Below are 21,891 nucleotides of genomic sequence, written 5' to 3' on the forward strand. Positions count from 1 at the left end.
GCCGGGTGACCCGAACCGACCGGAAGCCCGTCCGCTGCGCCCGTGGCAGGCTCGTCGGCATGACCCGACGCGCCCGCCCCCGACTCCGACTCGGACTCCGACGCAGTTCCTCCCGCACCGACGCCGCCGCGACGCGCCTCGCCGTTCTCCTCGGCGGCGCCGGCGTGCTGCACTTCGTCGCTCCGGCGCCGTTCGACGCCCAGGTACCCCGGGCGCTGCCGGGATCGGCCCGGACGTACACCTACGTCTCGGGAGCGGCGGAGGTCGCGTTGGCCGCCGGGCTCGCGGCGCCGCGCACCCGTCGGGTGTCCGGTGCGGCCGCCGCCGCGTTCTTCGTGGCCGTGTTCCCGGCCAACGTGAACATGGCCGTGCTCTGGCTGCGGAGCACCCGCACGTCGACAGCGCAGAAAGTCGGTGTGGTGCTGCGGCTTCCGTTGCAGATCCCACTGTTCACGCAGGCGTGGTCGGTGTACTCGCGGGGTCCGCGCTAGCCGCGGAGCCCACCAGTCGGGCGAGAGCGTCCGCGTCCGGGAGATCCTGCGGCGCCACCGTGGTTCCCGACCGGACGTAGTGGAACGCCGCCCGGACGCGGTCCAGGGGCACGCCGGCCAGCTCCGACCAGGCCACCCGGTAGGCCGCGAGCTGCAGTGCCACCGCCCGTTCCTCCGCCGGCGTCGGTCGGGCGCCGGTCTTCCAGTCCACCACCGTGAATCCGCCGTCGGTGTCGGCGAACACCGCGTCCATGCGGCCCCGGAGCACCACACCCCCCACCGACGTCTCGAACGGCACCTCCACCTCGATCGGACTGCGCAGCGCCCACGGCGAGGCGTCGAAGGCACGCTGGAGGCCCTCGAGATCGGCGTCCGATCCGGTCGCCCCGTCGGCGGCGCCGGGCAACTCGTCGAGGTCGAGCAGGCGGGTGGCCCCGAACCGCCGCTCCACCCAAGCGTGGAACGCGGTTCCACGGCGCGCCAACGGGTTCGGCGCGAACGGCACCGGCCGTCGCAGCGTTCCGGCCAGCCGATCGGGATCGGCCACCAGGTCCACCAGTTGGCTCACCGACAGCGTGTTCGGGACCGGCACGTCGGTGATTCCCGGGGCGACGCGCTCACGCTCGGCCAACAGCAGGTCGATGTCGCGGTGCCACCCCTCGGGATCGTCCCGTTCCGCCTCGGGGCCGGTCCCGTCGGTCGGGTCGTCCGCCCGACTCGCCATCGCCTCCCGGACCGCCGCGGCGCCCGCGTCGACGGCGGCACGCCGCACCCCGAGCGGGTCGGCCGGCCACTGCGCGGAGACCACACGGTCCTCGTACGGATTCGCGGCGCCGTCGGCCGGCGCGTCGTCCCACCGGACCACGGTGCCCGCGTCGGCCCTCGCGTCGGCGAGCGCCTTCAGCTCCGACAGGAACGGGGACGGCCCCTTGGGCCGACTCGACCCCGGCGACCAGTGGTGCCCCGAGACCAGGAGAACCCGTTCGGTTCGCGTCACGGCCACGTAGAACAGCCGGCGGTCCTCGTCGAGTCGACGTCCCGCGAGCGCCTTCTTGTGACGGTCGATGGCGGTCTCGAGGTCCGCGCGGTGCGCGGCATCCGACACGTCGAGCACCGGGACACCGTCCGCCGCCTCGCCCGGCTGCGCTCGGTCTCCTCGAAGGTCGGGCGGCAGCTCGGCGACGGTGGTCATCCAGGTCGGCTGACCACGGGTGGAGGGAAACACCCCGGCGCACACGCCCGGCACGGCCACGACCTCCCACTCGAGCCCTTTGGCCGCATGCACGGTGAGGATCTGCACCCGATGCGGATCGACCTCCACCTCCCCCGGCTCCAACCCGTCCTCGACGTCGTCGGCGGCGGCGAGGTAGGCCAGGAGACCGCCCAGGGTGGCGGTGCGCTGGTCGGCGAAATCGGCGACGACGTCCGCGAACGCGTCGAGGTGCTCGCGTCCCCCGGCGATACGCGCGGCACCGCCGGCCCCGGCGTAGCGCGTCCGAGCGCCGGCCTCGATGCCGAGCCCGAGCACTCGCTCGACGTCGGCCACCAGATCCGGGAGCGGCTGCCCCAGCCGGGTGCGCAGCGTCTGCAGTTCTGCACCGAGTGCGGTGACCCGCGCGTACCCGGCGGCGGAGTACTGGGACGGATCCCCCGGGTCGGCGATGGCGTCGACGAGTCCCGATTCCTCCGAGCGCTCCCCGGGGAGGACGTCGCCCAGCGCCTGCGCGAGATCGTCGACGTCGGTGACCGCGCCCGTGCGGCCGTGGCCGGCACCGGCGGCTAGGGCTCGGGCGCGTCGGGACAGCGCACGCAGGTCGGCGATACCGATCTGCCATCGCGCCCCGGTGAGGATCCGCACGGCGGCGGAACCCGCGAGGGGGTCCGAGAGCATGCGCAGTACCGCGACCAGGTCCGCCACCTCGGGTGTGCGCAGCAGTCCGCCGAGCCCGACCACCTCGACCGGGAGCCCGCGGCGGCGCAGGGCCTCTGCGATCGGTTCCGCGTCGGCGTTGCGACGAATCAGCACCGCCGCGGTGGGGGGCGGATCGTCCCGACGTCGAGCGTCCTCGTACTCCCGCGAGATGACGTCGGCCACCCAGGCGCGTTCCTCGTCCGCCGTGGTGGTGAGGGCGAGGCGTACATCGCCCGCCGACGCGCCCGGCCGGGCCGTGAGTTCCTCGACGGCGACCCCTCGCTCGCGGAGCGGCGACGCCACCGCGTTGGCCAGCACCAGTGCTTCCGGCGGGTTACGCCAGCTGGTGGAAAGGAACCGTCGATCGGCGAGTACCGCGGCACCACGCCGCCGGGCGGCGGGAAAGTCGGTCACGAACCGGGGCAGGTTGGCGGCGGAGGCTCCGCGCCAGCCGTAGATCGATTGCATCGGGTCGCCGACGGCCGTCACGGACAGCGCGGTGTCCTGCGCTCGGCCGAACAACGAGGACAGCAGAACTCGCTGCGAGTGCCCGGTGTCCTGATACTCGTCGAGCAGGACGAGCCGGAAGCGCTCGCGTTCCGCGCGTCCCGCCTCGGCGTGGTCGGCGGCCAGACGCGCCGCCAGTGACATCTGCCGCCCGAAGTCCAGCCGGCCCTCTCGCCGCAGCGCCTCGTGCAGTCGCTCGACGAGGGGCAGCATCGCGATGCGATCGTCCTGGACGGACACCACCGTGGTCAGTGCCTTGGTCGGATCCCCGTCGCGCTGCGAAGGACCCGGCGGAAGGGTGGCCACGAGTATCGCGAGCGCATCGCGGACCGCCGGAAGATCGGCCGGCTCGACGAGATGCTCGGCCAGTTGACCGGACAGCGCCAGCACCTGCTGGGTGACCGTGGAGGGGATCTTGTCGGTGTCGATGTGGCCGTCCCAGTCGGACACCACCCGGAACGCGATCTGCCAGAGCTCGGTATCGGAGACCAGCGAGGTCGCCGGTTCCAGCGGCAGCACCATGCCGTATCGGTCGAGGAGCCGCCCGGCGTACGCGTGATACGTGGAGACCTCCGGCTCACCGGACACGATGTCCCGACGGAGGTCGCCGCTCGGATCCAGACGCGTGACGAGGTCGGACCCCGCGAGCCGCGACAACCGCTGCCGGATGCGCTGCGCCAACTGCTGGGCGGCCTTGCGGGTGAACGTCAGGCCCAGTACCTCGTCCGGCCGGACGAACCGGTTGGCCACCATCCAGACCACCCGTGCGGCCATGGTCTCCGTCTTGCCCGCCCCCGCACCGGCGACCACCAGCAAAGGCCCTCGCGGCGCGGCGATCACCGCCGCCTGCTCGTCCGTGGGCGTCGGCAGACCCAGCGCACGAGCAAGGTCCGCGGGGTCGACCGTCGCGTCCACGCGCTCCTCGGATGCGGTGCCGCGCGTCATGCGTCGCCCCCCGTCATGCCCCCGCCACCCGACCTTTCACCGTCACCGGTCATCCTTCCGTCACCTGCCGCCCTCGATCCTGCGCGGGGCAGGCCGCCACCACCGGGCAGTGGCGGCACCCGTCGTTGACCCGCGCCTCGAACGTCGGCCCCCGCGTGGCCGCAGCCGCGGCAACGACGGTGTCTCGCCACTCCTCCAGCTGCTCCGTGGTGGGGGCGGGCTGTGTGCGTTCCACGGCACCGGTGGAGCGATGGGTCTGCGCCACGTAGACGAGCCGGCCACCGCCGGGTTCGGCCGCCGGTTCGCCCTCGACGGCGCCGGCCGCGAGCGCCACCTGGTACGTCGCCAGCTGCGGATGCTCGGCGGCGGCCGTCTTGGTCACCGCGTTCTTGCCCGTCTTGACGTCGACCACCACCGGGCGGCCGTCCGGATCGTGCTCGAGGCGGTCGATCCGGCCCCGCAGCCGCACCGTGGGCTCGTCGGGCGACCGCGGCTCGAGCACCCCGTCGACAGGCACCTCGACGCCTGCTTCGGTCAACTCGCCACGGGAACGCTGCATCCAGTCGCGGAAGGTGTCGATCATGGCCGCCGTCCGCGCGAGCTCCCGTCGCGAGTACCACTCCGAGCCGAGATCCACTGCGCTCCAGGCCCGGTCGAGCTCCCGGCGAACTTCCTCCGCAGGAACACGCCCGGCGACCGCCTGCACGATGGTGTGGACGAGGTTGCCGGTGACCGCGTGGACGGTGTCGCCGTCCCGACCGCCGTGCCGCTCGAGCGCCCAGCGCAACGGGCAGGTCGACAACACCTCCACGGTCGACGGCGACAACGCGACGGCGGCCCCGCCCTCGCCGTCCTCCCCGTCCGCAACCCACAGGGCCGCCGTGGTGCTCGCGCCCCCGGTGCCGTACCAGGTGTCCGGATGCGCACCGGGAATGCCGGCCGCAGCGAGCCGAGCCAGCGCACCGACCGCCCGGGCATGTCGCCCGGGGTCCACCCGCGCCGCCGTCTCGTCGCACACGACCGCGCGCAGTTCGGCCACGATGTCGGGCAGGGCCAGCACACGGCTGTCCGCGATCCGGTCCGCACCGTCCGGCGTCCCCGTCGCACCCTCGTCCGCCCGGACGCGGCCGGAGGCGATCAGCTCTTCGACGAACCGGGAGCGCAACGTCTCTTCGCCGCCGGTCACCGAGTCGACCGCGGTGACGAGCAGTGCCTCCCGCGCCCGCGAGCAGGCGGACAGGAACAGGCGACGCTCCTCGGCCAGCAGCGGTGCCGTGCGAGACAGTCGGCGGTCGACGTCGCCCGCGGCGGTGGTGACACCGGCGTCGACGTCGAGCAGGTCCTCGACACCGAGCAGCGTTCCGCGCGGACGGAGCGCCGGCCACAGCCCGTCCTGCACCCCCGCCACGACCACGACGTCCCACTCACGTCCGGCCGCCGCGTGGGCGCTCACGATTCGGACCGCGTCGGGGACGACGGTGGCGCGGCGCCCCTCGGTGGCCGGGATCTCCTGGTCGAGCACGTGATCGACGAAGCCGCCCAGGGTGCTGCGCGGAAGCGCGTCCACGTACGACGCGGCGGTGTCGAACAACGCGACCACGCTGTCGAGGTCGCGGTCGGCCTGGGCGCCGAGCGGGCCGCCCCGCGCCGACGCCGCGACCCAGCGCCGCTCCAGCGCGGTCGCCGTCCACGCGGCCCACAGCGCGTCCTCCACCCGGCGCCCGTCCGGACCGACCGCCGCGGCCGCGGCGCGCACCACCTTGCGCACTCGGCGCAAGGGCGCGGCCTCGACGTCGGTCAACGTGTCGACGAGAGAGCCGACGTCGAGCGAGGTGGTGCCGGAGCTGCCGTCGCCGAGCAGGGCGGTACCGGAGCTGCCGTCGCCGAGCACGGCGGTGCGGACCAGGTCCGCCGAGTCACGATCTCCGCCCCGAGCGACCTCCGCTCGGCGCAGGCCCCGGCGCAGACGGCGAAGGGACAGCGGGTCGGCCCCGCCGATGGGGCCTTCGAGCAGCGCGAACGCATCGTCGACAGTGAAGTCCGCCGCACCGGCCGGATCCGCGCTCCGGCTCGCGGCGACGGCGCGCAGCACCCCGAGCAGGGACGCCGCCCCGCGTTGCCGCGACAACGGCAGGGCGGCGGCCGAAGTCACCACGGGAACGCCGGCAGCCAGCAGCGCCCGCCGCAGCGGGGCCGCCGACCGGGGCACCGATCGCACGATCACGGCCATCTGTGACCAGGCGACACCGTCGCCGAGGTGCGCCCGACGCACGGTGTCCGCCACGACAGCCGCCTCCTTGGCGGCCGAGGTGGTGACGACCACCCGCGCCGGTGCGACGGCGCGGGTCCGCCTCGACGGGTCGGCCGCACCGCCGATCACCGCGTCGTCGACCGAATCGGCGGTCGGGTCAGCGGACCGGTCGACGACGACGTCGTCGCGATACCCGGATGCGCCGCGATGGTCGTAGCGACCGGGCAGGTTCCGGGCAACCTCCGCGGCCGCCGCGCCGACCGCGGCGGTGGCACGATGATTGTGCGTCAACACGATTCGCGTCTCCGGGTCCTCCAGGAGGAACGCCGGGTCCGCGCCGCGGAAGGAATACACGGTCTGGTCCGGGTCCCCCACGACGAGCACCGTCCCGGCCCCGGACGCGACGGCGCGCACGATCGTGGCGGCCTGAGGATCGAGATGCTGCGCGTCGTCCACCAGGACGTGGCGGATCCGCGCGCGTTCGCGAGCGAGCAGGTCCGGATCGGTGGCGAACGCGGTGAGGGCCGAGCCGACGAGTTCCGCTGCGTCGAGGCCTGGTGACGTCGCCTCCGGCGTCTCGACCCCGACCGACCCACGCAGGACCATCGCCTGCTCGTACTGCGCGGCGAACTGTCCGACGGCGACCCAGGCCGGCCGCGCGTGCCGGCGACCCAGCTTCACCAGATCCTCCGGGCCCAGACCGCGTTCCGCGGCCCGGAGCACCAGGTTCCGCACCTCGGAGGCGAAGCCGGACAGCCCCAGCGCCGGTCGCAGGTGCTCCGGCCACCGCGCCGCGCCGTCGGCCAGTTCCCCCTGCAGCATCTCGCGCACGATCGAGTCCTGCTCCGCGCTCGTGAGCAACCGGGGCGGCGGATTGCCGTGGGCGGATGCCTGCAACCGCAGCACGGCGAAGGCATAGGAGTGCACGGTGCGCACCAGCGGCTCCCGCGTGGCCCGCCGGACGGACGCGCTCTCCCCGCGCGCCAAGAGCCCCGCGGTGATGCGTTCCCGCATGTCGACCGCCGCACGACGGGACTGGGTCAGGACGAGCACCGATTCCGGATCGACCCCCTCGTCCCGGATACGAGCCACCGCGACGTCCGCCACCAGCGACGTCTTACCCGTCCCCGGTCCGCCGAGTACCCGCCGGAACCCGGCGTCACCGGGAGCGAACAGCGAGGCACAGTCCACCGGCCACCGACGCTCGACCCGCTCCACGGGCAGCGGGCGCACCAAGCGCGCGCCCGCGACCGGCGCCCCGGCCGAGCCACCCGACGTCCTCTCCCTCATGCCGCGATTGCATCATGGGGGTCCGACACGACCGCCGCGCGAGGAGCTTCGATGACCGACCCGTCCGTTCATCTCTTCGGCCCCACCGACGGCCCGACGGTGCTCGCCGTGCACGGCATGACCGGGCACGGTCGACGCTGGCGGGCATGGAGCGAGCACCTGCCGCACGCGCGGGTGATCGCGCCGGACCTCATCGGTCACGGACACGCCCCGTACACACCGCCGTGGTCCATCGAGGCGCAGGTGGCCCGGTTGTCCGCGGTCCTCGCGGCCCATGGCGGCGGGCCCGCCGTGGTGGTCGGCCACTCCTACGGATGCGCCCTGGCTCTGCACCTGGCCCGGACCGAGCCCGCCGCCGTCACCGGGCTCGTACTGCTCGACCCGGCGGCCGAACTACCGCCGGACAGCCTGCTCGAGGTCGCGGAATCGACCGTACGACACGACGACTACACCGACGCGGACGAGGCCCGCTCGGACAAGGTGCACGGCGCCTGGAACGACGTCCCGACCGAGCTGCTCGACGAGGAACTCGCGGAGCATCTGATCGACGCCGAGAACGGTCGGGTGCGGTGGCGCACGAGTACCGCGGCCGTGGTGGGGTCCTGGGGCGAACTGGCGCGCCCGATGGCCGTGCCGCCCGCGTCGGTCCCGACCGTGGTGGTGCGTGCGAGCCGGGTGCACCCGCCGTACCTGTCGGACGCGTGCCGGGAGCGACTGGCCGCGGAGCTCGACCACGTCACCTTCGTCGATCTCGACTGCGACCACATGGTCCCGCAGGCGAAGGGTCCGGAATCAGCGGCCATCGTCGCCGACCTGCTCACGACCACCGCGGCGGCGCCGCGTCAGTGACACCGCGGCGGCGCCGCGTCAGTAACACCGATCCGCTCGTGGACCACGGTCACACCACCGCCTCGGGAACCGCGCGCGACGGGACCCGTTCCCGCGGGCCGGCATTCGCGCCACCCATGAGCTCGGCCAACACGGCCACGGCGTCCTCGATCTCCTCGGGAGTGCGCGTGAACGGGATGCGCTGGCAGTCGTCGAACGCGTAACCGGTGCCGAATCGGGTTCCGGGGGCGAGCATCAGGCCACGCTCCCGCGCGCGATCGACGAGCTCCGTCGACCGCTCCCCCGCGGGCAGCGTGCACCAGAGCGACAGTCCGCCCGACGGCGACCGGAACGACCAGTCCGGAAGCGACCGGGTCAGCGCGGAGGTGAGCGCGTCGCGGCTCGCCCGCAGCTGATCGCATCGATGCGCGACGACGGCCTCGTAGTCGCCGAGCAGCTCGATCGCGGCGTACTGGTCGATCAGCGACACCGTCAACTGGCGCGCGCTGTAGACGGTCGCGACGGCGGCCAGGTGCGCCGCGTCGGCCCGGACCCACCCGACCCGGAGTCCGCCCCACACGGACTTGCTGAGCGACCCCACGGTCACCGCGGCGCGATCGGGCACCGGGGCGCCGAACGGTTCGGTCGGTCCGTGTCCGTCGAGGTCGAGGTCGACGGACACCTCGTCGATCACGGTCACCACACCGCGGCGATGGAGAGTCGCGGCCAGGCGACGACGCGTGTCGGTCGGCAGTACCGTGCCGGACGGGTTGGCATGATCGGGCATGAGGTAGGCGAGTACCGGATCGTGCTGCCGCGCAGCACGATCGGCGGCATCGACGAAGGCGTCCGGGTCACTCGGATCGAGGGCGACGGGGATGCAGGTCGCGCCCACGGCACGGAGCGTGTCCAGCGCACCGGGGTACGTGGGGTGCTCCACCAGGACGCGGTTACCGGGCCCGACGAGCGCGGCGACCACCGCGTGGATCGCGTCGGTGGCGCCCGCGGTGATCATGATCTGGTCCGCCGTCGTCGGCAGACCCCGAGCGGTGTAGCGCCGCGCGATCGCCTCCCGCAGGCGGAAGGCCCCACCCGGCACGTACCCGGGGTGCGCCGACGTCGTCGCGATCCCGCGGGCGGCTGCCTCGTACGCGGCGCCGAGGAAAGACGACGCGGGCGGTGCGGCGTTGACGAACTCCAGGACGTCGGGCCCGTCACCGGTGACCAGCCGGCCCCAGGGACGGGTGTCCGATCGCGGAACCACGAACGTGCCGGCCCCGTGCACCGACGTGAGCACGCCCTGCTCGCGAAGCTCCCGGTAGGCGGAGGCGACCGTGACCCGCGAGACCCCGAGGACGCGGGCCAGCACGCGCTCGGACGGCATGCGCGCGTCGGCCGCGACGGCACCGTCCTCCACGAGCCGCTGCAGATCGCGCGCCAGGCTCGCGTACATCGGCCCGACGCGTCCGAGCACAGCGGTCATGTCGAGGCTCTGCGCGAGTGTGCGGGCCGTGACGGACTCCCGGAGGCGGGACGGTTCGGTCATGAGTCCACTCTCGCACAGTGGACCGCTCGCGGACACCCTCGACCGGTCCACACTCGATTCCATGATGTTCGGTGGACTGCTCTTCCTCCTCGTACTGGCCCTTCTCGCCACGGCAGCGACGGTGCGCTCCGGTGGCCGATGCGCCCCGGCCGGCCCGCCGCGTAGCCACGTCGTCGGCGGCGACGCGGTCGACGGACGACGCCTGCACTAGGCTCGGGTGATGCCGGAACGCTCTCCTGGCGTCGACGCGATCGTTCTCGCCGGAGGTCGCGGCTCTCGGATGCCGGGCACCGACAAGGTCCTCGCGACGGTCGACGGACGCACACTCCTCGGCCACGCTCTGGCGGCCACGGCGTTCTGCGATCGGGTCGTGGTGGTCGGTCCGCGCCCTCCCGACCTCGATGCCCCCGCCGCGACCGATCTCCGATTCACCCGCGAGACACCGCATTTCGGTGGTCCCGTCCGCGCACTGCGCGCCGGACTCGCGGCGATCGACCGGGGCGAGGAGTACGCGACTCCGTCCGACGACGACGTGGTTCTCACGGTGTCCGCCGATCTGCCGTTCGTTCACGAGAACGCGCTGCGCAGCCTGGTCGGCGCCCTTCGCTCCCGGGAGGCGGACGCCGTGTTCGCCACCGACGGCGCGGGCCGCGTCCAGTACCTGGTCGGCGCCTGGCGCCGCGGCGCGTTGCAGCGCGGTGTCGCCGCCGCGCTGGACGGCGTCGACGACACCATGGAACGCGGGCCCTCGGTGCGTGCGGCGCTGCCACAGGCCACGGCGACGCTCGCCCTCGACGACGTCGAGGACGTCGACACGCCCGAGGACCTCGCGGCGGCGCGCACCCGGGCCGAGCGGCTCCCTGATCTCGACCGCGCGCGTCGGGCGATCCGCGCTCGCCTCGCTCCCCTGCCGAGTCGACGTGGCCGACCGTCCGATCATTCGGGTGGGTGCCTGGCGGACCCGATGGTGGCCGCGCGCCCGTTCCCGCACTTCGACACCTCTGCGATGGACGGGTGGGCGGTGGCCGGACCGGGACCGTGGGTGGTCGACGACCGCGTCGTCGTCACCGCCGGAGCCGGCGGGACGACCGCCGTCGCCGACGGACGGGCGGTCCGCATCGCCACCGGTGCACCGGTTCCCGTCGGCACCACCGTGATTCGCGACGAGTTCACCGTGCGCTCGGGTGCCGACCTCCGCCGACGGCCCGACGCCCCGGTGCGCGACGACGCCCGACGGGTCGGCGAGGACTGGGCCCTCGGGGCGGTACTCGCCCCGGTCGGTCACCCGATCACTCCCGCCCTGATGTCGACGGCGCTGTCCGCGGGCGTGGAAACGGTGTCGCTCCGTGCCGCGCCGCGCGTGGACGTGGTGCTCTCCGGCGACGAACTGTCGGACCTCGTGGACCCGCCGCCGGGGGCGATTCGCGACACCGTCGGTCCCGTTCTGCCGCAGTACCTTCGGTGGTGCGGCCTGGACCCGGTGTCGACCCGCCGCTGCCGTGACACCGACGACGATTTCGACGCGGCGCTCGCCGACGGCGACGCGGACGTGGTGGTGATCGTGGGCGCCACCGGGTTCGGCGCGGCAGACCCGCTGGCCGGTGCACTGGCCCGCGCCGGTGCCCGTCCGATCGTGCGCGGACTGGCGTGCCGCCCGGGCGGCTCGACGTCGGTGTCGGTGACACCGTCCGGTCGCCTCGTGATCGGACTCCCCGGCAATCCGTTCGCGGCGGTGGCCACCGCCTGCGCGATCCTGCCGGACGTCGCGCGAGCCCTCACGGGCGGACGCGCGCCGCGACGCCAGTACGGCCTTCCGGCGCACCCGATCTCGTCGTCCCCCGTCACGCGCCTCCTGCCCGCGACGACGACGGTAGACGGACGGTGGCGCGTCGCGGACTCCGTTCGCACGGCCCACCTGGCCGCGCTGGTGGACTGCGACGCGCTGGCGGCGGTCAGTCCCGGCCGGGAGCCGACCGATGCGGTCGAGATCGTGCCGCTGCCGCCGAGATGAGGTCGACCCCGGCTCGGTAACGGGCCACCACCAGCTCGGTCACACCCGGGTGCACGCCCAGCGGTTCGGTCACTCCGGCCGCTCCCGTCGCACCGAGCCGGGTGTGAAACAGCCCCGGCGCCAACAGATACGACGCGACGACGACACGATCGCCCTCGGCACGTGCCGTCGCCACGACGTCGGCGACACGGGGCTCCCCGGTGGCCACGTAGGCCACCTCGACCGGACGACCGACCACGGTCTCGAGCTGATCCGCGGCGGTCCGGACGTCGGCCAGCGCTCGCACGTCCGACGAGCCGGCCGCGGCCAGCACCACACGATCCCCGGGTCGCAGACCCGTGTCCCGGAGTCGCTCGCTCAGCACCCGTGCGAGCGCGGGGTCGGGGCCGATGGCCGGCGTGACGTGCACGTGCCGATGACCGCTCTCGATGATCTCGCGCGGAAGGTCGGCGTGAACGTGGTACCCGGACGCGAGGAACGCGGGAACGGCGATCACCGGGGCGTCGGCCGGGAGGTCCCGCAGGACGTCCGCGGGCGAGGGTCCGAGAACGTCCACGAACGCCACCCGCACCGACGGGCCGGGCAAGGAATCGGAATCGGACAGGACGACCGAGACGGCATCGGCCAGCCGGGCAATCGTCTCGACGCCGGCGGGGTTGCGCGTGCCGTGGGCGACGAGCAGCAGAACAGGATCGGTCACGGCACGCGCTCCTCGTGGTCGACGGTGGGGACACCGTCGTCGGGCGACGGGTCCAGGTCCAGGCGGTACCCCCGCTTCACGACGGTCGCGATCGCGCCCGGGGCGTCGAGGGCCGACCGCAGCCGGGCGACGGCGGTCTCGACTGCATGGGTGTCGTCCCCGCCGCCGGGCAGCGCCGCGAGCAGATCCTCGCGCGACACGACGGCGCCGGGGCGACTGGCCAGCGCGTCGAGGACGGCCAACCCGGCGCGGGGCACCGCACGCGGCTCCCCGTCGACGAGCACCGTGGTCGCGAGCATGCGCAGGGCGTGGCCGCCGCAGTGCACGGTGGGAACGCGGGCCGGCAGCTCGTCCGCAACGTGCCGCACCAGCGCACCGACGCGGGCACGCGCGGGAGCCGTCGTCGGAATGCCCATCGCGTCGAACGGTCCGGCCGTGACCGGTCCCACGCAGACCGGTACTACTCGGGTCCGGAACGCGTGTTGGAGCGGAGCGACCAGGCCGGTCTCCGCCGCCCGCATCATCATCGACGCGACCGCGGGGGCGCTGGTGAAGGTGACGGCGTCGAGCTCGCGGCAGACCGCCGCCTCGATCAGCCGGTCCATCGGTGCCGGGTCGTCCGGCGGCACCCACCGGTACACGGGCACCGGGACGACGGTGGCGCCGGCGTCGCGTAGCCCGTCGCAGAAGTCCGGCAGCGGTTCCCACTCGGTGGTGGCTCCGTGCAGCTGCACCGCGACGCGCAGTCCGCGGACCCCGTCGGCGAGCAGGTGCGAGAGCACCTCCGCGGAGGATTCCGATTCCGGGGACCACTCCTCGCGCAGGCCGGCGGCGCGCAACGCCCCGGTGGCCTTGGGGCCGCGGGCGATGACCCGCCCGGCCGAGAGCGCGCCGAGCAGCTCGTCCGCCACGCCCCATCCCTCCGCCGCCTCGACCCAGCCGCGGAACCCGATTCCCGTGGTGGCGACCGTCAGATCCGGCGGCGCGGCGACGATCTCGCGGGTCCGAGCCTCGAGTTCGACGTCGTCGGCCAGCGGCACGAGGCGGATGGCCGGCGCATGCAGCACCTCCGCGCCCCGCCGCGTGAGCAGCGTCGCCAGCTCGTCGGCCCGGCGCGCTGCCGTGATTCCGATCCGGAACCCGGTCAGCGGGCGGTCGGGGTCGGCCACTCCCACCGGAGAGGAGGGGTCGGACGATCGAGTCACGGCGTGGAGTACTCCGTTCCGCTCGTGCGGGGCCGGTCCGCGACGGCGATCAGACCGTCGCGCACCCGGACCTCGTAGGTGTCCAAAATGACGGTGGGCTCGTCGAGGCAACGGCCGTCCACCAGCGAGAATACCTGCTTCAACAGAGGCGAGGCGACGGTCGGCTCGCCGGCCCGGTCCCCCACCAGGCCGCGGGACATCACGGCGGCGCACCCGAAGGGGTCGATGTTGTCGACGGCGTACACGCTGTCGTCGCTCAACCGGAAGACGGCCACCTGCCGTCCGTTCGGCAGCAGGACGGCGGCGCCGCGGCCGGGAACGAGAAAGTCCAGGCGCGCGGCGGGAACCCACCGGTCGGTCGAGTGCGACGCAACGGGACGGGAATCGATGACGGTCATGGATACCTCCTGGAGTGGTGACCCGCAGCCAGTTCTACGGGGCAGGTGTTTCTCGTCGGTTACGGCGCCGTTGCCCGTGTGTGTGGTCCTGACGGTCGGCCCTAGCGGGTGGTGCTCGGCATCCCCAGCAGCACCGGAACCTTGCGGGCCCCGGACTCGTCGAAGGCGACGGTGGGGTCCGGCTCGGCGGGGGCGTTGACGAACGAGACGAACCGCGCCAGCTTCTCCTCGTCCTCGAGAACGCCCTTCCACTCGTCGCGATAGCCCTCGACGTGCGCGGCCATCGCCGCCTCGAGGTCGGCCGCGATGCCCAGGGAGTCGTCGCAGACCACGCTCCGCAGGTGATCGAGCCCGCCCTCGAGGCTCTCGATCCACGGCGCCGTCCGCTGCAGCCGGTCCGCGGTGCGGACGTAGAACATCAGGTAGCGATCGATGTAGCGCACCAGCGTCTCGTCGTCGAGACCGGAGGCGAGCAGGACCGCGTGCTTCGGCGACTGTCCGCCGTTGCCGCCGACGTAGAGGTTCCAGCCGCTCTCGGTGGCGATGATGCCGACGTCCTTGCTGCGAGCCTCCGCGCACTCGCGCGCGCAGCCCGAGACGCCGAACTTGATCTTGTGCGGTGCCCGCAGACCCCGATAGCGGTGTTCGAGATCGACGGCCATGCCCACCGAGTCCTGCACGCCGTACCGGCACCAGGTCGAGCCGACGCAGCTCTTCACGGTGCGCAGGGACTTGCCGTAGGCCTGACCGCTCTCCATACCGGCGTCGACCAGCCGCTTCCAGATCGCGGGCAGCTGCTCCACCCGGGCTCCGAACATGTCGATGCGCTGGCCGCCGGTGACCTTGGTGTACAGACCGAAATCGCGAGCCACCTCGCCGATCACGATGAGCTGTTCCGGCGTGCACTCCCCGCCCGGCATCCGGGGCACCACGGAGTACGTGCCGTTCTTCTGGATGTTCGCGAGAAAGTGGTCGTTCGTGTCCTGCAGCGCGGCCTGCTCGCCGCCCAGGATGTGCTCCGACGACGTCGACGCCAGGATCGACGCCACGACGGGCTTGCAGATGTCGCACCCGGCGCCGCGACCGTGCGCCGCGACCAGGCCGGAGAACGTCCGGATCCCGGTGGCCGACACGATCTCGAACAGCTCGCGTCGGGACTGGGAGAAGTGCTCGCACAACGCCTTCGACATCTCCACACCCGCCGCGGCCAGCAGCTGCTTGAGCGAGGGCAGGCAGCCCCCGCACGTGGTGCCGGCGGTGGTGCATCCCTTGAGCGCGGCCAGGTCGCACGCACCGTCCGCGATCGCCGAGCAGATCGCGCCCTTGGTGACGCCGTTGCAGGAGCAGACCTCCGCGTCGTCGGGCAACGCCGAGATCCCCATCTTCTCGCCGGCCGGCGAGATCAACGACGCCGGATCGCCGGGCAGCGGGCGGCCCACCATCGGCCGCAGCGTCGCGTACGCGGACGCGTCGCCGACCAGGATGCCGCCGAGCAGGGTCGAGGCGTCGTCGGACAGGACCAGCTTGGCGTAGGTCCGCTTCGCGGCGTCGTTGAGCACCACCTCGAGCGCGCCGTCGGTGACGCCGAGTGCGTCGCCGAAGCTGGCGACGTCGACACCCATCAGCTTGAGCTTGGTGGACAGGTCCGCACCGGGGAATTCCGCTGCGCCGCCGACCAATCGGTCGGCCACGACCTCAGCGGTGGAGTATCCCGGCGCCACCAGCCCGTAGCAGCGTCCGTCGACGGCGGCGCATTCGCCGATGGCCCAGACGTGCGGATCCTCGGTACGGCAGGTCGTGTCCGTGAGGACGCCGCCGCGCTCGCCGAGGGGAAGCCCGGCCTCACGAGCCAGGGCATCGGCGGGGCGCACGCCGGCCGAGAAGACGAGCAGCGACGCGTCGATCACGGTCCCGTCCGCCAGGGTGACGTCGATACCGTGGCCGTTGTCCGCGACTGCCGACGTGCCGACGCCGGTGTGGACGACGACACCCAGTTCGGAGACCAGCCGCTTCAGCAGCGCACCGCCGCCCTCGTCGACCTGCAGCGGCATCAGTCGCGGTGCGAACTCCACGACGTGCGGCGTCATGCCCAACTGCCGCAACGCATTCGCCGCCTCGAGTCCGAGCAGACCGCCGCCGACCACCACGCCCACCGCACCCTCGCCCGCCGCGTCGGCGCAGGCGCGAATCCGGTCGAGATCGTCGACGGTGCGGTAGACGAAGCAGCGATCGAGGTCGTGGCCGGGCACCGGCGGCACGAACGGGTACGAGCCGGTGGCCAGGATCAGCGCGTCGTACGCGACGGAGTCCCCGTCCGAGGTGACGACGACGCGTCGGTCGCGATCGACCGACACGGCCCGTACCCCGGTGCGCAGCGTGACGGCGTCGTCTGCGGCGTACTCGTTCCCGGCGAGCGCAAGCTCGCGGTGGTCCCAGGTACCCACGTAGGACGACAGGCCCACCCGGTCGTACGCCGGGATCGGCTCCTCGCACAGCACGGTCACGGTCCAGTCGCCGTCGGTGTCGCGGGCACGCAGCGCTTCCACGAATCGGTGGCCGACCATGCCGTGTCCTACGACGACTGCGGTGCGGGTCATGTCGAGCTCCTCACGAGACTGGTGGGGCGGGGATCGGGCGACGAAGCGGGGGCGAGTGGGTCGGCGGTGGGTGGGTCGGCGGTGGGTGGATCGGCGGTGGGTGGATCGGCGGTGGGTGGGTCTGCGGTGGGTGGATCGGCACGGTGCAGCCACTCGCAGAGACCGTCGACGGCCGAGACGCAGCTGCCGCAGCCGGTGGTGGCGCGGGTCGCCTGCGCCATCGCGGTGGTGGTGTGGCACCCGCGTCGCCATGCCGCCACCAGGTGCTTCTTGGTGACGGTGTTGCAGCGGCAGACCACGGCCGCGTCGGGCATGGTCGACGGCGAGCTCGTCTCGGCAGGACCGCCGGCGAGGTGCCCCAGCAGCAGGGTCATGCGGTCGCTCGGGACGGGCGTGCCGGCGTCGAAGTACTGGCCGAGCGTGCCCACCACCTCGGGGTTGCCGAGCATGACGGCGCCGATCAGGCGGTCCTTGCGGACGAGCACCTTGGCGTAACGGCCACGGGTGGGGTCGCTGAGGGTGAGGACTTCGGTCTCGTCGTCGTCGGGCGTCTCGACGCAGCCCATCGAGGCGAGGTCGATGCCGTGCGCCTTGAGGCGCGTCACCACGGCGCTGCCCTCGTAGGCGGAGCCGTCGACGCCGCACAGGTCGTCGGCGAGGACGGCTGCCATCTCCCAGGCCGGCTGCACCAGTCCGTACACCTCGCCGCGATGCTCGGCGCAGTCGCCGATCGCGCGGATGTGGGGGTCGGAGGTGCGTAGCCGGTCGTCGACCACCACGGCGCGCCCGACGGTGAGTCCGCACGCGACGGCGAGGTCGGTGTTCGGGCGGGCGCCGGCGGTGACCACGACGAGATCGGCGTCGACGCACGTGCCGTCGGTCAGGTCGACCTGCAGCGCACCGTCGACGTGTCGCACGGCGGCGGCCCGGGCGCCCAGGGCGATGTCCATGCCCAGTTCCCGCAGGACGCGGGCGAGGACGGCTCCCCCGGCCCGGTCGAGCTGCTTCTCCATGGGGTGGGTCTTGGGATGGACGACGGTGACCTGCGCGCCGCGCAGCGCGGCGCCGCGGGCGGCCTCGACGCCCAGCAGGCCGGCACCGACGACGACGACGCGGGATCCGGGCCCGGCCGACGCGGCGATGGCGGCACAGTCCTCGAGGGTCCGGAAGGTGACGACGCCGGGCGCCGGTCGTCCGTCGTCGTCGCGCAGACCCGGGACGGGCGGCAACGCCGCCGACGAGCCGGTGGCGAGGACCAGCGTGTCGTAGGTGTCGGTGCGACCGTCGGATCGGGTGATCGTCCGGCGCGCGCGATCGATACCCGTCACGCTCACCCCGAGGTGCGTCCGGTCGGCATGGTCGTCGGCCCACGACGAGGGACGCAGCCCGATGTCCTCGGGGCGCAGTCGACCCGCGACCACGGTGGAGAGCAGGATGCGGTTGTACGCGGGGTGCGGCTCGTCGCCGTACACGACCACGCGGACGCGCTCGCCGGCCGGGTCGCGGCGGAGAACCTCGTCCTGCAGCCGTGCGCCGGCCAGACCGTTGCCGACCACGACGACGCGGTGCGGTGCGGTGGAATCGGTCATGACGCGCGCTCCAATCGCACGGCGGCGACCTTGAACTCGGGCATCCGGCTGGTGGGATCGAGAGCGTCGTTGGTCACCAGGTTGGCGCGCTCGGCCCCGGCGAAGTGGAACGGGAGGAAGACGGTGTCGAGCCGCATCGTCGCCTCGGTCTTCACCCGGGCGCGGGTGGTTCCGCGACGTGAGACGACGGACGCGGCGTCTCCGTCGGCGAGGCCGGCTCGCTCCGCGGTGTCCGGGTGGACCTCGACGAACATCGGTCCCGTCGCGGCGACCAGCTCGGCGACGCGGCGGGTCTGAGCGCCCGACTGGTAGTGCGCGAGCACCCGGCCCGTCGTGGCGAGCAGGGGGAAGTCCTCGTCGACGGTCTCCGCGGGTCCGACGTGATCGGCCACGGTGAATCGTGCACGCCCACTGGGGGTTCGGAACCGGTCGAGGAAGAGTCGGGGTGTCCCCGGGTGGTCGACGGCGGGGACCGGCCAGTGGAGAGCCTCGCCGGCGTCGAGCCGCTCGTAGGTCACTCCGGAGTAGTCGGCCGGGCCACCGGCCGAGGCACGGCGGAGTTCCTCGAACGCCGTGGCCGCGTCACGCGGGAAGCGGTCCGCGGGCTGGCCGAGCCGCTCCGCCAGGTCCGCGAGAATGTCCAGCTCACCGCGAGCGCCGTCCGGAGCGCGAAGTGCCCGGCGGCGACGCAGGATTCGCCCTTCCAGGGACGTCATGGTGCCCTCCTCCTCCGCCCATTGGAGCGTCGGGAGCACCACGTCGGCGCGAGCAGCGGTCTCGGACAGGACGAAATCCGTCACCACCAACAGCTCGAGGGCGTCGAGGCGGTCGACGACGTGCGCGGCACGGGGTGCGGAGACGGCGAGGTTGGACCCGTGCACCATCAGCGCGCGCGGCCCGTCGGCACGGCCGAGGGAATCGAGCAGTTCGTACGCACTCCGGCCCGGACCTGGAAGGTCGGCCGAGTCGATACCCCACACGCCCGCGACGTGCTCTCGCGCGGCGGGATCGGTGATCGATCGATAGCCGGGCAGCTGGTCCGCCTTCTGCCCGTGCTCACGTCCGCCCTGACCGTTGCCCTGCCCGGTGATCGCCCCGTAACCGGTCCCCCGGTTGCCGGGCAGACCGAGGACCAGCGCCAGGGCGATGACGGCGGAGACCGTGTCGGTCCCGGACGCGTGCTGTTCGGCGCCGCGTGCGGTGAGAACGTAGGCACCGGTCCCGGCGTCGCGGGACTCCGCGAGGGCGCGGACGGTCTCGCGCATCCGCGAGACCGGAACCCCGGTGACCCGCTCGGCCCGCTCGGGCCACCATTGCGCGGCCGTCGCCCAGAAGGCGTCGAACCCCTCGGTGCGCTCGTCGAGATAGTCGCGATCGGCGTAGCCCTCGGCGACGGCGAGGTGCGTCATGCCCAGGGCGAGAGCGAGATCCGTTCCCGGCGAGAGCTGGAGATGCACACCGCCGGCCGCGAGCGCCCGGTCGACCGTCGGGGTACGGCGCGGATCCGCGACGATCAGCCCCCCGGCCTCCGCGGCGGTGGCGAGGTGCGCCGTGAAGGGCGGCATGGTCTCCGCGACGTTCCCGCCGAGGATCAGCACGGCGCGGGCGGATCCGACGTCCGACACCGGGAACGGCAGGCCCCGGTCGAGTCCGAACGCCCGGTTACCCGCGGCCGCGGCCGACGACATGCAGAAGCGACCGTTGTAGTCGATGTTGGAGGTGCCCAACGCGACGCGCGCGAATTTGCCCAGCAGGTAGGACTTCTCGTTGGTCAGGCCCCCCGCCCCGAACACGCCCACCGAATCCGGCCCGTGCTCGGCACGGAGCTTCGTCAGGGTGCTCGCGACCAGGTCCAGTGCGTGCTCCCAGGAGGTGGGGACCAGATCCCCGTCCACCCGGACGAGCGGAGTGGTCAGTCGATCCTGGACGCGCAGCACGTCGGCCGCCGTCCATCCCTTGCGGCACAACCCACCCCGGTTGGTGGGGAACTGCCGTGGTTCGACCGTCGCCGTCGCGGGTCCGTCGCCGGTGACCGTCATGGCGCACTGCAGTCCGCAGTAGGGACAGTGCGTGGCGGTGCCGACGGCCGCGGGCTCGCGCCGGTCGGTGACCGGACCGATCTCGACGACGGTCATACCGCCACCGTTGCGCGATTCGACCGGCGCAGGTAGACCCCGTAGGTCACCCCGGCGCAGGCGACGTAGAAGCCGAGGAAGACCCAGAACGCGTTGGTGGCGGACTTGTCCGCGCCGGTGTAGGCCGCTCGCAGGACCAGGTTGATGCCCACGCCACCCAGGGCGCCGACGGCACCGGCGATGCCGATCAGCGCGCCGGACATGGTGCGGGACCAGGCGGCCCGCTCCTCGGCGGTGGCCTCGGTCATCGCCGCGGCCTTCGCCGCGAAAATGGCGGGGATCATCTTGTAGACCGACCCGTTGCCCAGCCCGGACAGGACGAACAGGGCGATGAAGCCCACCACGTACGCGGTCATCATGGTGCCGGTCGCGGCGCCCGGTGAGGCGTCGTCGATCATGCCGGTGGCCACCAGGATGCCGGCGGAGAAGATCATCGCCACGAAGGTGTAGAGCGTGATGCGTCCGCCGCCGAGTCGGTCGGCGAGCTTGCCGCCGATCGGTCGGGACAGCGAGCCGAGAAGCGGTCCGAGGAACGCGATCTGGGCGGCGAGCAGCGAGGCGCGCGCCTGCAGAGCGGGAGTGACCGGGCCGCCGTCGGTGAGGCCGGCGAGGAAGTTGATCTGCAACACCTGCCCGAACGCGAAGCTGTAGCCGATGAACGAGCCGAATGTGCCGATGTAGAGGAACGCGATCCACCACGAGTCGGAGTGGCGGAGAACGTCGATCATGGAGCGGCCGTTGGTCTTCTGGTTGTCGAGGTTGTCCATGAACATCGCGGCGCCGACGGCGGCGATCGCGATGAGCACGAGATAGACGGCGCAGACGATCTCCGGCGCGGTGTTGCCGACGGTCGCGATCACCAGCAGGCCGAGCAGCTGAATGACCGGGACACCGATGTTGCCGCCGCCCGCGTTCAACCCCAGGGCCCAGCCCTTCTCACGCTGCGGGTAGAACGCGTTGATGTTGGTCATCGACGACGCGAAGTTGCCGCCGCCGAGGCCCGCGAACGCCGCCACGATCAGATACGTCGTGTACGAGGCGGGGTTGACCATGAACCACAGCGTCAGCACCGTGGGGACCAGCAGCACCAGCGCGCTGAACACGGTCCAGTTGCGGCCGCCGAAGGTGGCAGTGGCGAAGGTGTACGGAATACGCAGGACCGCACCCACCAGCGTGGGGACGGCCACCAGGAAGAACTTCCCGGCGGGATCGATGCCGTAGACGTCCATCGGCATGAACAGGACCATCACCGACCAGATCGACCAGATGGAGAAGCCCACGTGCTCGGCCACCACCGACCAGATCAGGTTGCGTCGGGCGATCTGCTTGCCGCCGGCCTCCCAGGCCTCGACATCCTCGGGGTCCCAGTGAGCGATGCGGTGGTTGTGCACCACCGGGGCTGCGGACGTCGGTGCTGTGGACGTCGCTGCGTTGTGGTCCGACACACTGGTCACGGACGGCCTCCTGATCTCGGGGAAGCCCAAAG

At 72.9% G+C, this 21,891-nt stretch carries 14 protein-coding genes; 4 read left to right on the forward strand and 10 right to left on the reverse strand.

Annotation, left to right across the window (positions count from 1 at the left end; all coding sequences use genetic code 11):
- Nucleotides 1–59 precede the first annotated feature (59 nt).
- Nucleotides 60–491, forward strand: coding sequence for a DoxX family protein (locus A3Q40_RS09695; RefSeq protein WP_068105801.1), 432 nt, complete (start codon nt 60–62; stop codon nt 489–491).
- On the opposite strand, the gene A3Q40_RS09700 is transcribed toward A3Q40_RS09695, so the two are convergent.
- Nucleotides 451–3,855: an ATP-dependent helicase gene (locus tag A3Q40_RS09700; RefSeq protein ID WP_068101837.1), complete on the reverse strand. Its 3,405-nt coding sequence runs from the start codon at nt 3,853–3,855 to the stop codon at nt 451–453. The two genes, A3Q40_RS09695 and A3Q40_RS09700, sit on opposite strands and share 41 nt — an antisense overlap.
- Before the next feature lie 49 nt (nt 3,856–3,904).
- Complete coding sequence (locus A3Q40_RS09705; protein WP_068101840.1) at nt 3,905–7,396, reverse strand: ATP-dependent helicase; 3,492 nt, start codon at nt 7,394–7,396, stop codon at nt 3,905–3,907.
- 51 nt (nt 7,397–7,447) lie between these two features.
- Between A3Q40_RS09705 and A3Q40_RS09710 the strand changes: the two genes are divergently transcribed.
- Nucleotides 7,448–8,245, forward strand: a complete 798-nt coding sequence (locus A3Q40_RS09710) for an alpha/beta fold hydrolase (protein WP_068101843.1) — start codon at nt 7,448–7,450, stop codon at nt 8,243–8,245.
- Nucleotides 8,246–8,294: 49 nt separating this feature from the next.
- Here A3Q40_RS09710 and yczR read toward each other — a convergent pair whose 3' ends face one another.
- Entirely contained in the window at nt 8,295–9,770 is a 1,476-nt protein-coding gene (yczR, locus tag A3Q40_RS09715; protein WP_068105804.1) for an aminotransferase-like domain-containing protein, read from the reverse strand.
- Here yczR and A3Q40_RS20195 point away from each other — a divergent pair.
- Together A3Q40_RS20195 and A3Q40_RS09720 are read left to right on the forward strand one after the other, a co-directional pair.
- Nucleotides 9,769–9,981 carry a hypothetical protein gene (locus A3Q40_RS20195; RefSeq protein ID WP_068360200.1) on the forward strand — a complete coding sequence of 71 codons (213 nt, stop codon included), beginning with the start codon at nt 9,769–9,771 and terminating at the stop codon, nt 9,979–9,981. The two genes, yczR and A3Q40_RS20195, sit on opposite strands and share 2 nt — an antisense overlap.
- Nucleotides 9,982–9,990: 9 nt before the next feature.
- The gene (locus tag A3Q40_RS09720; protein ID WP_069972925.1) at nt 9,991–11,781 is read left to right on the forward strand and encodes an NTP transferase domain-containing protein; all 1,791 of its coding nucleotides are present in this window, start codon (nt 9,991–9,993) and stop codon (nt 11,779–11,781) included.
- Here A3Q40_RS09720 and A3Q40_RS09725 read toward each other — a convergent pair.
- The 7 genes from A3Q40_RS09725 to A3Q40_RS09755 all read right to left on the reverse strand — a co-directional run bounded on the left by A3Q40_RS09725 (nt 11,723) and on the right by A3Q40_RS09755 (nt 21,799).
- A complete protein-coding gene (locus A3Q40_RS09725; protein WP_068101849.1) occupies nt 11,723–12,481 on the reverse strand; it encodes a sirohydrochlorin chelatase in 759 nt (252 codons plus the stop codon). The genes A3Q40_RS09720 and A3Q40_RS09725 overlap by 59 nt on opposite strands.
- Complete coding sequence (locus A3Q40_RS09730) at nt 12,478–13,686, reverse strand: uroporphyrinogen-III synthase (RefSeq protein ID WP_082833850.1); 1,209 nt, start codon at nt 13,684–13,686, stop codon at nt 12,478–12,480. Before A3Q40_RS09730 ends, A3Q40_RS09725 begins: the two co-directional genes overlap by 4 nt.
- Nucleotides 13,683–14,084: a nitrite reductase small subunit NirD gene (gene nirD / locus A3Q40_RS09735; RefSeq protein ID WP_068101854.1), complete on the reverse strand. Its 402-nt coding sequence runs from the start codon at nt 14,082–14,084 to the stop codon at nt 13,683–13,685. Before nirD ends, A3Q40_RS09730 begins: the two co-directional genes overlap by 4 nt.
- Nucleotides 14,085–14,185: 101 nt before the next feature.
- Nucleotides 14,186–16,681, reverse strand: a complete 2,496-nt coding sequence (gene nirB, locus A3Q40_RS09740; protein ID WP_068101857.1) for a nitrite reductase large subunit NirB — start codon at nt 16,679–16,681, stop codon at nt 14,186–14,188.
- On the reverse strand, nt 16,678–18,270 hold the full coding sequence (locus A3Q40_RS09745; protein WP_069972926.1) for an FAD-dependent oxidoreductase: 1,593 nt from the start codon (nt 18,268–18,270) through the stop codon (nt 16,678–16,680). The genes nirB and A3Q40_RS09745 overlap by 4 nt, the downstream gene beginning before the upstream one ends.
- Complete coding sequence (locus tag A3Q40_RS09750) at nt 18,267–20,405, reverse strand: molybdopterin oxidoreductase family protein (protein ID WP_068101859.1); 2,139 nt, start codon at nt 20,403–20,405, stop codon at nt 18,267–18,269. The genes A3Q40_RS09745 and A3Q40_RS09750 overlap by 4 nt, the downstream gene beginning before the upstream one ends.
- Nucleotides 20,402–21,799, reverse strand: a complete 1,398-nt coding sequence (locus A3Q40_RS09755) for a nitrate/nitrite transporter (RefSeq protein WP_139203835.1) — start codon at nt 21,797–21,799, stop codon at nt 20,402–20,404. The genes A3Q40_RS09750 and A3Q40_RS09755 overlap by 4 nt, the downstream gene beginning before the upstream one ends.
- Nucleotides 21,800–21,891: the final 92 nt, after the last annotated feature.

Source organism: Rhodococcus sp. PBTS 1 (assembly GCF_001620025.1).
GTDB lineage: Bacteria > Actinomycetota > Actinomycetes > Mycobacteriales > Mycobacteriaceae > Rhodococcoides > Rhodococcoides kroppenstedtii.

Excerpts from the sequence above, each read along its gene's own strand:
- A3Q40_RS09700 (WP_068101837.1), bottom strand. The coding sequence starts at position 3,855 with ATGACGCGCGGCACCGCATCCGAGGAGCGCGTGGACGCGACGGTCGAC.
- yczR (WP_068105804.1), bottom strand. The coding sequence starts at position 9,770 with ATGACCGAACCGTCCCGCCTCCGGGAGTCCGTCACGGCCCGCACACTC.
- A3Q40_RS20195 (WP_068360200.1), top strand. The coding sequence starts at position 9,769 with ATGAGTCCACTCTCGCACAGTGGACCGCTCGCGGACACCCTCGACCGG.
- A3Q40_RS09750 (WP_068101859.1), bottom strand. The coding sequence starts at position 20,405 with ATGACCGTCGTCGAGATCGGTCCGGTCACCGACCGGCGCGAGCCCGCG.
- nirB (WP_068101857.1), bottom strand. The coding sequence starts at position 16,681 with ATGACCCGCACCGCAGTCGTCGTAGGACACGGCATGGTCGGCCACCGA.
- A3Q40_RS09710 (WP_068101843.1), top strand. The coding sequence starts at position 7,448 with ATGACCGACCCGTCCGTTCATCTCTTCGGCCCCACCGACGGCCCGACG.
- A3Q40_RS09720 (WP_069972925.1), top strand. The coding sequence starts at position 9,991 with ATGCCGGAACGCTCTCCTGGCGTCGACGCGATCGTTCTCGCCGGAGGT.
- nirD (WP_068101854.1), bottom strand. The coding sequence starts at position 14,084 with ATGACCGTCATCGATTCCCGTCCCGTTGCGTCGCACTCGACCGACCGG.
- A3Q40_RS09745 (WP_069972926.1), bottom strand. The coding sequence starts at position 18,270 with ATGACCGATTCCACCGCACCGCACCGCGTCGTCGTGGTCGGCAACGGT.
- A3Q40_RS09705 (WP_068101840.1), bottom strand. The coding sequence starts at position 7,396 with ATGAGGGAGAGGACGTCGGGTGGCTCGGCCGGGGCGCCGGTCGCGGGC.
- A3Q40_RS09695 (WP_068105801.1), top strand. The coding sequence starts at position 60 with ATGACCCGACGCGCCCGCCCCCGACTCCGACTCGGACTCCGACGCAGT.